We start from the raw sequence: 13,618 nt of genomic DNA, 5'->3' as shown, positions 1-13,618 counted from the left end.
CCCCGTCTGCGCTCGCCAAGCATAGAGCCATTCTCGCGCCGAATGAAGCAACACGGTTGCGTTCTTTCCGATTTCTAGGCGCTGGGTTTCGCACTTTTGTGACGTCAGCGCAGGCGCACCGTCACGCGGTCCACGCGTCCCTTTGCGTCGATTACGGTGAGCTTCGAGAAGCCCCGCCCTTCCGGTTGCCAGGTGATCTCGCGCCGGAACGGATCGGACGTAACGGGATTGCCGTCGATCAGCCAAGTCAGCGGCAGCACGCCGCCTTCGGCCTTGAGAATCAGCGGCTCGGCCTCGCGCTCCTCCATGTCGAGCTCGGAGCGGTCGGGCGGGAATGAAATCAGAACAGGCGGATCGAGGAAGGGCCCCGTCGCAATCGCATCGTCTCCGGACTCGCGGAAGCGCTTCAGAGGCTGCGGGAGCTCGCTGCCGCTGGCCTTCATGACGCCTGACGGCGCGGAACGGAAGGCGGTGCGACGTTCGGAAATGCGCGTAAAGGTGTCGAACAGAATCGGCGCGGCGCTGAGGCGGCCCATGAGACCGGGCGTCGAGGCTCCATCGGGGCGGCCGACCCACACGGCAACGACATGTCGCCCGTCATAGCCCACGGCCCACGCGTCGCGGTATCCATACGACGTGCCGGTCTTGTAGGCGATGGCGCCGCCTTTGACGTTCGGGGGCGGCGGAGCGCCTTTCAGGATGTCGGTGACGTACCAGGAGGCGACGGGCGAGAGCAGCTTGCGGCGTTTCTTGGGATGCGTTGCCGGTTTCGGCTCGTCGCGAAGCCAGGAGAGCGCGATCGGTTCTCCGCCGCGGGCCAGTCCTGCGTAGAGCGCGGCGAGATCCTTCAGCGTCATGCCGAGACCGCCGAGTGCGACGGCGAGCGACGGCTGAGCATTGGCTGGAAGTGCAGGCGTGATGCCGGAGCGCCGGAAGCGGCCCAGCAGGCGACCGGGGCCGACGGCGGCCAGCACTTTGACGGCAGGAACGTTGAGCGAATTGCCGAGCGCTTCGCGGATCGTAACCGTGCCGTGGAAGTCCTCGTCGAAGTTCTCCGGTGTGTACGTGCCGAAGCGCGTCGGACGGTCTTCGATCAACGTTTCCGGGTGCGCGATCCCTTGCTCGAAGGCAAGCCCGTAGATGAAGGGCTTCAATGTGGATCCCGGCGAACGGATGGCGTCCGTCATGTCTATCGCACCGAGGCGATCGCTATCGAGATAGCCCGCTGAGCCGACGTGAGCCAGAACCTCACCGGTCGCATGATCGACGACGAGCACTGCGGCCGAAAGTTTCGGCCCGAGCAGCTTGGTCTGCTCAGCAGCGAGTTTCTCGACGGCGGCCTGGATGTCGCGATCCAGGGTCAGATGGTGGATCAGCTTTGCAGGGTGTGCGGCGACCTCGGATTCCGAAAGGTGAGGAGCCAGCTTCAGCACTTCGAGGCGCTGTTTCGGAATGCGCTCGTTTTTGGCACGGTCCGCTTCCGATTTCGGAAGAACACCCTCCTCCACGGCACGGTCGAGGACGCGATCGCGCGCGTGGCGTGCGGCCTCGCTGTTGCGATCCGGGCGGCGGCGCTCCGGCGACTGCGGCAGTGCGACGAGCAGCGCGGCTTCGCCGGCGGAGAGGTGGCGCGGCTCTTTGCCAAAATAGGCAAGGGACGCCGCGCGCACGCCTTCGATGTTGCCACCGAACGGCGCCAGCCGGAGATAGAGCCGCAGAATTTCCTGCTTGGAAAGTTGCTCTTCGAGCTGCAGGGCGCGCGCGATCTGGCGCAGCTTGCCGGCGCCGGTGCGCTCGTGCTTGCCTTCGAGGAGGCGCGCGACCTGCATGGTGAGAGTTGAACCGCCGGAGAGAATCTGGCCGTGCCGCGCGAGCAAGTAGCCTGCGCGCATGAACGCCAGGATGTCGATGCCGCTGTGCTCGTAGTAGCGCTTGTCCTCGTAAGCCATCAGCATGGCGAGGTAGCGCGGGTCGACTTCGCTCACATCCAGCGGCAAGCGCCAGCGCCCGTCCTTTGTCGTGAAGGCCCGCAGGAGGCGGTTTTCACGATCGAGCACTGTAACCGACGCCGCTTCGGCCGCATCCAGTGGGAGCGCACCGATCTCGCGCTTGGTGATTTCCAGAGTGAGGCCCGCGGCGGCGACCACGAGGGCCACCGCCGCGATCGAAAGGGCGGCGAACCGCAGAGGACGGGGGAAGAGTGGCCATCTCCATCGCGGTGCGCGACTGGGGGGAGTGGAGAGGGTTGCCTCTGCGGATCGCCGTTTCGTGGGGAACGAGAAGTGCATCCTCAGTCCCTAGCTCTTGGGTTTGACGACAAGCGTTCCGGCTCCGGAGCGAGCGTAACGCTCGGGGCGGTACATGTCCTCGATCGTCGCAGCCGGATGAATGAACGTTCCCGGCGTGACGGCGCGGACGATGTAGGCGACCGTTGCAGTTGCGGCCGCTTCCTTGACGGCAGGCGCTTTCGCGTTGCCGGTGTTGCTGTCGTCGGCGCTGTCGTTTGTCGTGTCGGAACTGTTGCCGTCGGACTCGCTGTCGCTGCTGCTGTTGCTCGACGACGTGTTGTCCCAGAGGTTGAAGGCCGCGACGAAGCGATCGTCACGGAACTCCGTGTGCTCGGGGCGCAGCGTCGTCTTCAGCCAGTCGAGGGTCTTGATGTCTCCGCTGTCAACGAGACGCGGGTTCTCGATCTCGAGCCCAGCCGGCAGGCGGTCAACAAGGAGCACGCGGCCGGCAGCTTCGTCGCTCTCGATCTTGAGCACAGCGACCAGACGCTCGTTCTGGCCGATCTCGCTCTTGCCGCCGGTTGCGCTCGCCAGGTCCACTTCCTTGCCGTCGAGCGTGTAGTAGCTGCGTGTGATCGTGAAGCCCTTCGATGCGGCAGGTTCGGTCGTCAGAGACGCGCCGATGACGCTCACGACCGCGTCGGTCGCAGCTTCTCCGCCGTTGGTGACGGTCACGCCCTTCTCAAGGTCTTCGGCGGAAAGCGAACGGATCAGCGAGCCGTCGACCGGCGTGCCGTTGATCGCCAGCTTCGCAGCTTTCGTCGGTTCACCAAGAGCGTGCGCAGCCAACAGCATCCAAGCCTGCTCCTGCGTCGAGGTGTAGTTGCGGGCAAGATAGGCCTTGGCGACCACGTTCACCAGGCGGGGGGTCTCCGGTTTCACGATGCCCGTTTCAGAGGCCAATGTGACCAGAGCTGCGCCGTCACGGATATCCGAACCATAGTCGGAGCGTGCGAGTCGCAGTTTGTCCTGCTCGGTAAAGGCCTCAAGAGCGGCCTTGAAGGCGGTCTCCGCGCGTTCCTTGTCGCCAACCATGGCAAGGGCTGCGCCAAGCTGCGCCTTACCAAGGGGTGTCGTGAAGCGGTCGAGACGAGTGTCGACGTAGTAGCGGAGTTCGCCAATCGGTGCCCGGCCATTGCGGGCCAGCACGTAGAGGGCGTATGCCCGCTCCTCGCCGCCTTCACTGAAGTCCTCGCCGTTGAGGGCGAAGTTCTGCAGGCGGTCGAGTGCCAGGTTGAAGGGAAGCTGGCGAACCTCGTAGCCCGCTTCCCGTGCACGGGTCAGGAAGTCCGTGACATAGCTCGTTAGCCAGAGGTTGGTGTTGCCGGGTCCCCAGCTTCCGAATGCGCCTGAGCTGTCCTGCATGTCGAAGACGCGGGCGATGGCGCCCTGCACGCGCTCCTTCAACTCCTTGTCGGCGGCAATACCGATGCGCGCGGCAACGGCGTTGGCGTATACGAGCGGCAAGGCGCGGGAGACGGTCTGCTCGGCACATCCGTAGGGATAGCGGTCGAGAGCCGTCAGAAGGCCGGGCACGTCCATCGTTGCAGCAGGACCAACCGAGAGGTTGACGCGCGTGCGGTTCTTGATCAGGCCCGCAAGCAAGTCTTTGGAGAGTGCAAGCTTGCCGCCGTTAGCCGAAAGCGAGGCCACGGTGGTGCGCTTGATGTCGCCCGCCGGTGGTTTCACGTCGAGTGTCAGGCGGCGCGAAATCGCGATGTTGTTCGGACCCGAGACGAGCACGTCATAGGTGCGGAGGCCAACGTCAGCAGGCTTGAAACTTACCTGCTGCGATTTCCGTTCGCCGTTCTTGAGGTCGACGGCTTTCTCCGCAAGCACGTTCTCGGTATCGGTCTGGTCGACAAGCTTGGCACTGTAGGTGCCTGCCGGACCGTCGACGTTGTGCAGCGACAGGTCAACCCGGGCGTCGTCGCCAAGCGTCAGGAAACGCGGCGCAGAAGCCGTGAGCGCAACCTCGTCGCGGACAATGACGTCGCTGGTGCCGTGGCCGAGCTTCGTTTTCGTCCAGGCCACGGCCATGACACGTACGCTGCCATTGAAGCTCGGAACCGCGAAGCTGACCTGGGCCGTTCCGTCGGCGCCGACGGTGACGATGCCCGAGTAGTACGAGACGGTTTCTTCGACGGGCGGGCTGCCCTGCAGTCCGCCGCCATCCATACCGTCACCACCCGAGCGCAGCTTGCCGCGTTCGGCGCGCATGCCGTCAATGAGGCGGCCGTAGAAGTCGCGCAGTTCGATCGCAAGTTTGCGCTGCGCGTAGAAGTGTGCTTCCGGGGCGGGCACCTGATAACGGGTGAGGTTCAGGATGCCGACGTCGACAGCTGCAACCGTAACACGGGCCTCTTCACCGGGTTCCAGACCCTCCACCTTGACCGGGATGGTAAGCTCCGAAGCGCCTTTGATCTTGGCTTCCGTCGCCACGCTCACCTTGAGGGTACGCTTCGACTGATCGACACCGATCCAGCGAACGCCGATGGCGCGACTCGGCATACGCTTCGCCGCTTCGTCCATCGGGCGATAGAGCAGCGCGGTCGCGTATGCGCCGGGACCCCAGTCGTCGCCGACCTTGATGTCGATGTCGCCGCCGCCTTTCGGAAGCTCGACTTCCTGGGTGGAGAGCAGGCCGCGGCCCAGCACGGTTATAAGCGCCTTACCGCCCTGCTTGGAGGCGATGCGGAGCTTGGCCGTCTCGCCTGGCTGATACGCGGCCTTGTCCAGCGCGACGTCCAATATCTCGGGGCTGTCTGCGGTTTCACCGCTCGTGTACCAGCCCGCGTTGAAGACAACACTCGAAAGCGTGCCGCCCGTGTCGGCCGAGCTAACCTCGAGGCGGTAGCGGCCGTAGTCGACGTTCGCTGAAATCGAGGCCGGTGCCGTGCCATTTGTTGCAATGGTGCCGTCCGCAACCTTGCGGGAGATGGTTTGGCTCTCGTACGTCCAGCTGCCTTCGCGGCGGTACCACTGCCACGAGCTGTCGAGGCGGACGAGGTTCCAATTGAGATTGGCCGCCGCTGGCTTGCCGTCGCTATCGAGCAGCACGACTTCGAAGTTCGCCTTCTCGCCTTCGCCCAGTGCGGTGGTGGAGAACAGCGGCTTGATGCCGATCTTGGGCTCGTCGAGGCTCACGGGAAGGGTGATGGAGCGCTCGATCGTACGGCCGCCGGCTTCACGAAGGCGCACGATCACATTGGCCTCGAGCGGCTTGGCGGTCTTGGTGACGGCCGGGAGCGCTACCGCGAGTGCGGCTTTGCCTTGCTCGTCGGTAAGAGGCAGATTCTCGAGGGGCTGGCGAACCGGGCTTACGGTCTCGTCGGCCTCGCCGAAGCGGTAGCCTGCGTAGCCGTCGAGATCGTTGGACGCCGGCTTCACAATGATGTCGCCCTCGATCGCCATGTCCGCAGCGGGCGGGCCATAGAGGAAGCGGCCCGTGACGTCGATGGTCTTCGTCTCCTCCGGAGCGAGCCTGCCTGTTCCTTCCGCAAGCGTCAGGTCGAGACGCTCGGGAACGTAGTCCTCGACGAGGAACGAGATTTGCGTAATGGCATCGGCATTGGGATCAGCGTGCAACTTGGCACGCCACGTCCCGGTCATAGCGCCGCCGCCGAGCGTGAGCCGGAGCGAACGGCCGCCGAGCTCGTTGTCGGCCAGCGCGTAGCGGCCGTGCTCGACGCCGTCGGGACGCACGATGATGACGGTAACGGGTAGCGTCGCTGCGGCGCCGGTGTTGTCGCGCACGAGGGCGGTAACGTTCACTTCCTCGCCGGGACGGTAGACGCCGCGTTCGGTGTAGAGATATCCGTCAAGTGGGCCGGGCGCGTCGCGGCCTTTCACGCCGCGGTCGGAAAGGTCGAAGGCGTTGGACGAGAGATCGAGGAAGGCATATTCGCCAGTGGCATTCTCCGCGACGAGGATGGCAGGCGCATTGCCGCCTTCACCCTTCGACTGGCCCGGCTCGAAGCGGACATAGCCATTCTTGTCGGCCGTGACGGTCGCGAGCACCTCGTTGTTACGGGCGACTAGGCGAACGTTGACGTCACCGACGGGGCTGGCGCTGGCCAGCGAGCGGACGAAGGCATGGATGCCGTCGTCGCCTGAGAACGCCGTGAGGCCCAAGTCCGAGACGATGAACCACTGCGTGGCCTGCTCGCGCCAGCTGTCCTGCTCGGATGCTTCCGCGGGACGCGCGATCATCGCGTAGGCGCCCGGCTTCAGTTCACCAATCGCTTCGCTTACAGGGAAGGCAGCCGTGATCTCGGCGTTGAGCTTGCTCGGGACTTCAAGCTCGCCCTTATAGACGAGGCTGCCTGTGCGGCTCTTGAGCTCGCCGAGCTGATAGCCCTGAAGCTGCCGATCGAGATCACCATTGTTGACGGCATTGGCGAGACTGCGGTCTCCGATGCGATAGACTTCGATCTCAACCTTGTTGGTGTTGATTGCGACGAGGGGGATACCCTGCTGACCCCGGCTCGGGAGCACGTAGCTCTTGCCCGTGAAGTGGACCATCGGCTTGCGGTCGGGAACATAGACGGCCAGCGTGATGGCCTTGGCGAGCTGCTCGTTGACGTCGGACGGCAAGCCGGCGCGGAGCTGCAGTTCGTAGCGCTGACCGTGTTCGACGCCATCGACGCAGAGCTGGCTGCCTTCGACAGAGACAGACTGCGGGTCGCGGCCGTTGATGGCAACGAACTTGGCGAAGTCGATCTGGCCACGCGAGAGGTTCTCGGAGAACTGGATGCAAATGCGGGGCGAAGCGGAATCGCCATCCGTCGAGTAATCCGTCATGCGGAAGCCGTGCTCGGCGCGGACCTTCTCGTAGGCTTCGCGGACATCGGCCGCTTCGACCAACGACAGGCTCGATTTCAGCGCTTCGATGGCCGGGCGCCAGTAGGAGCGGCGCTGCATCGCGTCACCGAGGACCGCGAGCGCGCGTGCCTTGAAGGCCTGGTCATTCGAGAGCTTGTAGGCACGGTAGGCGGCGCCGGACGCATTGACCGGGAGATCGTAGTTTTCGGACTTGTTCGGGTCCGGCTTGATGGCAAGGAGCGCCTTGGCGAGGCCGAGCCAGTTTTCCGGGCTCTTGTCGTCGGTCGCGACGGCAATGGCGTAAGTGCGCGAGGCGGCGCGCGGGTCAGGGCCTAATTGCCGTTCGGCGGCGAGCCTCAGGTCGCCGGATTTGCGGCCGTCAGCCTGCCAGGTGTCCTTGAGGTACGTCTCATAGCGTTCGGCGTCCTTGGCAATGCCCTTGTGGGCGAAGGGCCGCTCCTGGGCGCTCGCGACACCGAAGAACGAGAAGAGGAAAAGACCGAAAAGAATACTTCTGAGGCAGGGCATCGCCGATCACCTTCGACTGCGGAAATTGGTTGTCTCGAGGATAAAATTCGTATGCCGACAATAACATCGGGCGGGCTGGAGACGTGAGCCCATCAGACACGAATGATCAAACGTTGGCGGCAAGCAAAAATTTGCCGGCAAATTCCGCCGAATGCCGATGGTTCACTGTGGGCAAAAAACACAAGCGCGCCGCCCTGTTGTGGGGGCGGCGCGCTGGCAAGTCAGGAAGCTTTTAAGGCGCTAGTGGCGGAGCACGGCGGGGACCGGTGCCTGCTCGCCAGTCGCGATCAGCGAAGGGTCGAAAAGGTTCGGCTGGCGGGGCGTCCATTTGCGGGCTGCGGTCAGGCTTCCGGACGGGCCTGCGGCGCGCCAGATCTGCGCGAAAGAGCGGGCCGCATGGCGGGCTGTGACCGGGCTGGTGTCGGAATAGAGCTCGTAGACGTCGCGTTTCAGAGGATCGCGGCGCATGCAGTCGCCGATCCAGACCGTCGTGGAATCAAGCACGAGCTGTTCGTGGGCGTCGAGAAGGCGGTGGTCGGTGACGAACCGGCACTCGGCAATCTCAAGGGTTGTTGATGTGGAGCGGCGGGCCAGAACCGATTCGACCCGGATCCCGGCGGCCTCAAGCTCAGGTGCGAGCGCCTGGAGGGCTCGGGCGACGGGGCTCTCCGCGGACAGTGCGAGAAGGCGGTAGACAGTCTGGCCGGCTGGCGCGCCTGCAGCGCGCTGAATGTGCTGTCTAATGTAGTCCTTCAGCCGAGCTTCCTTCTCCTCCGTGGTGGTGACGTTCATGCGAGCTTTTGGGCCAAAGCGCATTTTGTTTTCCTTGTTTGGGAGGGGACTCGCGTCCGTCGCTTCCCGTCGTGCTGTCGAGGCCATTTAGGCGCCAAGACGGTTAAGCAAGTGTTGAGTGATAGCGCGTGCGCGGATCGACTTTCATGTTCTGTTACTCGCGACGCACGGCGGGCCGAAGGCGACCCGCCATTCTCGCCGCATCGTCTGTTGAAAAGTCCTCTGATCGGCCCGTGCCAACGTCTTCCACGGACTCGCGAACTTCGAAATTCTCCGAAGAGGGGGGGCCCCCGCCGTCGACGGACGACTTTTGCTCGTCAACGATTGAAAGGGGGAGCGAAAAATTTATTTCGGCTCTTGGATCGATCTCGGTCAGCGCGTGGCCGATTCGGCCGATCAATCCCTCCTGATCCCGTGCAGCTTCGACCGGCACGGAGACCGTCGCCGTCTCGCGTTTAAGAATGACGTCCACCCGCGGTGGGGCTGTCTCTGTGTCCGGTTTCGCAGGTCGGCGATGTGGAGCTGTGTTGGAGTTGGTTGCGCTCGCGCGATCGTTGTCATCGCTTTCGGGGAAGGCCGACGCCAGCTCCGCCTCGGCGCTTCTGGCATAAGGCCCGAAGACGTCCGAGTGCTGCGGTTTGGCCTGATAGGGTTTGCGGAGGGGGGCTCCCTCCTCTGTCGTTTGCAGGATAGGTTTCTGGAGCGGGGGCTCACCTCGGGGCTGCTGCGGTACGGTTCGCGGAGTTTCGAACGTGCGCGTTGTCTCCGGCCACGAAGCCCTCGAATCGAGGGTCGGTTCCGAGGAACGGAGGAGGTCGCGTTCGATGCGGCGGCGATGTGCTTCTGCTTCCGCGCGGCGGGCGGCACCCATGACGGCGCCGAGGATGATTTCAGACCACGCTCCGTCTCGGAACTTGTAGACGCGGAACGCTTCCGATCCGGCAAACTTCGATCCCTGCCGTTCCAACTTCTTTTGCACCGTTCCCGCGAACGGTGTCCACGTGCGGCGGAAAATCTTGTCTTTCTCGAAGCTCGTGAAAAGGTTGGCGAGAAGCTGGGCTTCTACGCGCAACTCCTCTCGCCGCTCCAGGCTCACGTGCGGCGGAGCGTCGAGTGGCACGGCAACGTAGTAGGCGCCATGGACGTCAAAGACGACATGGCGGAACAGCTCGAAGCTTTCGCGGACTTCCGGGTCGCGGTGGATGTCGTTGAAGCGGGAAAGAATTTCGATGACGGGGCCGCGCTCGGCTTCGCGCATCTTGGGCATGAGCCCCGACAGTCCGTGCGCCGGCCGGCCGATCGAGACCAGCAGGAGACAGATGTCGACGAACACGGCGACGGCGAGGGGCACGTAGTCCCGCTTCGAGAGGCCGCCCTCGCCGGGAGCAATCGCGGGGGCTGTGCCGCCCTCGACGGACTGCATGGCCTTCTTTTGAAGTTCGCGTAGCTCGTCGGCAGACGGCGGCAACTGGAACGCCAGCAGGCCATAGAACGTCGCCGTGAGACGGCGGAAGGCTTCGATGGTCGCTTCCGATCCTTCGACGGCGGCAATGGTCGGTTTTTCGAGCACCGGCAGCTCGCCGAGGGCGCGTACGGCGCCACGTAGAGCCTGGGTCAGTTCGGCATCGGGGCAGACGAACCCGCCGCCTCCGGCCTTGGAGTCGCCGAAGGTCGTGCGGTCGGCGCGCTCGGAGAGATCCTGGCGCATCTGCTTCAGTTGCGGATCGGTGCGCAGCGCATTGAAGCTCGACACGGTCATGTCCAGCTTGCGGCCGAGCGCCTTCATGAATTCGTTCCGCGTGCCGGACTTGGGATCTATGATCGATGGGTCTGCGCCTGCGATCTTGGCCAGGTCGCCGTCGAGTGCTGCCATGTCGGCTTTCACCGCAGTCACGCGGCCGGCCACAAATTCGGATGCAAATGAGAAGCGCGCAGCGTCCTCGTCGCGCATGCGCCGGCGCGGGCCGTCACCGGGCTTGCTGTTAGGGCAGGAGGTGCCTTTTGTGCGCTCTGTCTCGGCCTTGGACCGGGACAGCGTGGCAAGCTGCAGCAGCGTTGCGTTCAGTTGCTCGAGGCGCGTAGAGGCAGCATTGAGCGAGCTCTGGACAGCGGTGACGGCGGATTCGGCGGAGCGGGAGCTTTCTCCCCGGCTTTCCAGGACCTTCCAATAGAAGCCGAAGCCGAAGCCGACGGAGATGACGCTCAGAAAGATGTAGCCCGCGATATAGGCGAGGCGCGTGGCGGCGCCGACGGGTGCGAACATCTGGTCCAGAAGCCAGATGATCATCGTCATCAGCATTGCGACGGAGAAACCGATGATCAGCTTATGGATCAGCGGCAGATCGCCCATGTTGGCCTGGATCAGCTCCAGCATGCCGACATAGGTGGCGACCCAGGAGAGCGTGCCCAGTCCTATGATGAGGACGAGCTTTTTGATGTCGCGAGGAGGCGTGTAGTCCTCTACGCCGCCGGAAGCATCTGGCAGAAGCCCGAGCTTGAACGAGCGTACAAAAGGATTGCGCGAACGCCCCGAATCCGGCGCGTACACCATGGGTGTCGACCTGTCTTAGAGGTTCGGCGGAAGCTCTAACGGCTTCTCTCCGAGCCCAATACGCGAAAAAGCCGATCAACCCCCGGCATCTCGTGATCCAGGTCTTCAGTAAGCGCAGTTTTTGTCGCGAGTGCGGCCGAGGCGTGTCGTGCAGTAGGCGCGGCACGCGGCGGCGGTCGGGACGCAGCGGTTAGTTTCCGCTGCGCTCGCCGAAGACATAGCCGGAGCCACGCACCGTACGGATCGGGTCGCGTTCCTTGCCGCGAATGAGGGCCTTGCGCAGCCGGCCGACGTGGACGTCGACCGTGCGCTCGTCGACGTAAGCGTCGCGCCCCCAAACACCGTCGAGCAGCTGCGACCGCGACAGGACGCGGCCCGGGCTCTCCATAAGGAATTCGAGGAGGCGGAACTCGGTCGGGCCGAGGTGGACCTCGCGGAGGCCGCGCGTCACCTTGTGGGCCGGACGGTCGAGCTCGATGTCGGCGAAGCGGAGGACGTCGGCCATTCGGTCGGGGGACGCTCGGCGCAGGATCGCCTTAACGCGGGCCATCAGCTCGGGAAGCGAGAACGGCTTCACGACGTAGTCATCGGCGCCGGTCGAAAGGCCGCGAATGCGATCGCCTTCCTCGCCGCGGGCCGTGAGCATGACGATCGGAATGGATTTGGTTTCCATGCGTGCCCGCATGCGCCGGCAGATCTCGATGCCGGAGACTCCCGGGAGCATCCAGTCCAGGACGAGCAGATCGGGTTTCTCCTCGGCGACGAGGATCTCCGCTTCTTCTCCGTTCTCGGCATGAGCCACACGGAATCCTTCCGCTTCGAGATTGTAGCGGAGCATCTCAGCGAGAGGGGCCTCGTCCTCGATCAGAAGAATTTTCGCCGTCATGTTCAGTCGCTCATTTCCGATTCAGAGTGAAGTCTTGGATCCCGCCGAACCGGTTGTGCCCGGCGGGATCTTGGTTGTGCTTAGTCCTTCGAGAAAAGGGTCGAGCTGGTTTCGTCGCTCTTAGGGCGATCGTCCGTGATGTTCGTGCCCTTCACGAGGAAGTGGATCGTTTCGGCGATATTGGTCGTATGGTCGCCGACGCGTTCGATGTTTTTGGCGCCAAAGAGGAGATGGGTGGAGAGACCGATGTTGCGCGGGTCTTCCATCATGTACGTGAGCAGCTCGCGGAACAGAGAATTGTACATGGAGTCGATGTTCTCGTCCTCGCGCCAGACGGAGAGCGCGCGATCGGCGTTGCGCGCCGCGTATGCGTCGAGAACGTCCTTGAGCTGTGAGAGCGCCAGCTCGCCCATGTGACGCAGACCCGTCATCAGGGGCTTGGGGTGCGATTCATGGGCAATGGCGAGGGCGCGCTTGGCGATGTTCTTGGCAAGATCGCCGATGCGCTCCAGATCGCCCGTGATGCGTAGCGCGGCCATCACGTGGCGGAGGTCGTTGGCGAGCGGCTGACGGCGGGCGATCATGGAGATCACCTGCTCCTCGATGTCGCGTTCGAGCTGGTCGATCTGCTTGTCGGCTTTTACGACTTGCTCGGCGAGCTGCGGGTCGCGGCGCTCGAGGGCGTCGAACGACTGACCGAGGATATGCTCGGCCAAGCCGCCCATCTGGGCAATCTTCCTATCCAGGAGGGCAAACTCTTCTTCGTAGGATTTAACGATATGCTCGTTCATAGGCTCTCCTTTGGGCCTGGCGATCTCGGTTGTGCCGCCGGTGGACGGTTGTCCGCCGAACCAGGGCATGAAGCCGGCCAGCAGTGATTTCTTGGCGGTCGTCATCGGGCGTCACCCTCTCTGGGGCAGAGGTTCAGCCAAATCGGCCTGTGATGTAGTCCTGCGTGCGCTGATCCGTGGGGTTGGTGAAAATGTCGTTGGTCGCGCCTTCCTCGACAAGGACGCCGAGGTGGAAGAAGGCGGTGCGCTGCGATACGCGGGCGGCCTGCTGCATCGAGTGCGTGACGATGATGATGCAGAAGTTTTTCTTCAGCTCGTCGATCAACTCTTCGACCTTGGCGGTGGCGATCGGGTCGAGAGCCGAGCAGGGTTCGTCCATCAGAATGACTTCAGGGCTCACCGCAACGGCGCGAGCGATGCAAAGGCGCTGCTGCTGGCCACCGGAGAGACCCGTGCCCGGATCGTTCAGGCGATCCTTCACTTCCTTCCACAGAGCCGCCCTTTCGAGGCTGCTCTGCACGATCTGATCAAGTTCGGCCTTGGAGCCGGCGAGCCCATGGATGCGGGGGCCGTAGGCGACGTTCTCATAGATCGACTTGGGAAACGGGTTGGGCTTCTGGAACACCATGCCGACGCGCGCCCGGAGCTGCACGACGTCGAGAGACGGATCATAGATGTCCTCGCCATCGATGGTGATCTTGCCTGTGACGCGGCAGATCGGGATCGTGTCGTTCATGCGATTGATGCAGCGCAGGAAGGTGGATTTTCCGCAGCCGGACGGTCCGATGAACGCCATGACGCCGCGGTCAGGGATGTTGACCGACACGTTATGCAGCGCGTGTTTCTCGCCGTAGTAGACGTTGACGTCCTTCGCGACGACCTTGGTATCGGATGCACTGCCGATGTGGGCCGGGCGCTCAAGTTCGGGTGTCGTTACGTTCAGCATTGTTCACTCCAG

Annotated in this window: 7 protein-coding genes; all 7 read right to left on the bottom strand. The window is 63.7% G+C overall.

Annotation, left to right across the window (positions count from 1 at the left end):
- Nucleotides 1-104 precede the first annotated feature (104 nt).
- The 7 genes from pbpC to pstB all read right to left on the bottom strand — a co-directional run bounded on the left by pbpC (nt 105) and on the right by pstB (nt 13,606).
- Nucleotides 105-2,288 carry a penicillin-binding protein 1C gene (gene pbpC / locus VHO05_RS04900; RefSeq protein ID WP_329645503.1) on the bottom strand — a complete coding sequence of 728 codons (2,184 nt, stop codon included), beginning with the start codon at nt 2,286-2,288 and terminating at the stop codon, nt 105-107.
- A 9-nt stretch (nt 2,289-2,297) separates the two neighbouring features.
- Nucleotides 2,298-7,640 carry an alpha-2-macroglobulin gene (locus tag VHO05_RS04895; protein WP_329645502.1) on the bottom strand — a complete coding sequence of 1,781 codons (5,343 nt, stop codon included), beginning with the start codon at nt 7,638-7,640 and terminating at the stop codon, nt 2,298-2,300.
- A 240-nt stretch (nt 7,641-7,880) separates the two neighbouring features.
- Nucleotides 7,881-8,456, bottom strand: coding sequence for a hypothetical protein (locus tag VHO05_RS04890; protein WP_329645501.1), 576 nt, complete (start codon nt 8,454-8,456; stop codon nt 7,881-7,883).
- Between the two features lie 130 nt (nt 8,457-8,586).
- On the bottom strand, nt 8,587-10,983 hold the full coding sequence (locus tag VHO05_RS04885) for a hypothetical protein (protein WP_329645500.1): 2,397 nt from the start codon (nt 10,981-10,983) through the stop codon (nt 8,587-8,589).
- A gap of 190 nt (nt 10,984-11,173) precedes the next feature.
- Nucleotides 11,174-11,869, bottom strand: a complete 696-nt coding sequence (gene phoB, locus VHO05_RS04880; protein ID WP_329645499.1) for a phosphate regulon transcriptional regulator PhoB — start codon at nt 11,867-11,869, stop codon at nt 11,174-11,176.
- An 80-nt stretch (nt 11,870-11,949) separates the two neighbouring features.
- On the bottom strand, nt 11,950-12,660 hold the full coding sequence (gene phoU / locus VHO05_RS04875) for a phosphate signaling complex protein PhoU (RefSeq protein ID WP_329645598.1): 711 nt from the start codon (nt 12,658-12,660) through the stop codon (nt 11,950-11,952).
- A 133-nt stretch (nt 12,661-12,793) separates the two neighbouring features.
- Complete coding sequence (pstB, locus tag VHO05_RS04870) at nt 12,794-13,606, bottom strand: phosphate ABC transporter ATP-binding protein PstB (RefSeq protein WP_329645498.1); 813 nt, start codon at nt 13,604-13,606, stop codon at nt 12,794-12,796.
- Nucleotides 13,607-13,618 lie beyond the last annotated feature (12 nt).

This window comes from Hyphomicrobium sp. (assembly GCF_036262015.1).
Taxonomy (GTDB): Bacteria; Pseudomonadota; Alphaproteobacteria; order Rhizobiales; family Hyphomicrobiaceae; genus Hyphomicrobium_C.
The sequence above is the reverse complement of the archived record's forward strand: the minus strand, read 5'-3'. Positions and strand labels throughout refer to the sequence as shown.